Source organism: Sinomicrobium pectinilyticum, assembly GCF_003725735.1.
Classification (GTDB): domain Bacteria; phylum Bacteroidota; class Bacteroidia; order Flavobacteriales; family Flavobacteriaceae; genus Sinomicrobium; species Sinomicrobium pectinilyticum.
Window position 1 is genome coordinate 1 of sequence record NZ_RJTM01000140.1, and the last position, 283, is coordinate 283.

General features: G+C 51.2%; 1 pseudogene. It reads left to right on the forward strand.

The window, feature by feature from the left end:
* Positions 1-283 (forward strand): annotated as a pseudogene (locus ED312_RS23900) (hypothetical protein); the annotation flags it as partial.

Sequence of the window (283 nt, forward strand, 5' to 3'; positions counted from 1 at the left end):
TAACCTGCAAGCGGATAATATCGTAGCGGGCGGACAAGAAATTTATGTAACAGGCGATTTAAATGTAAAAGGCCTGTTCTGGGGCGATTATAACCACGGTGACCTGGTCGTGGCCGGTGAGATCGCCGTACCGGTCTTTATCAGTACCGATTATAATTTTGACCACAAGCGGTTTGAGACCGGGGATCGGGTCCGGGTAGCACATTGGTTGTGGGACGAAAGGGAAGATGAATTTGACCGGGAGCAACTGGAGGCGCTCTTCAGGCCCGAATGCCTGGAAGAA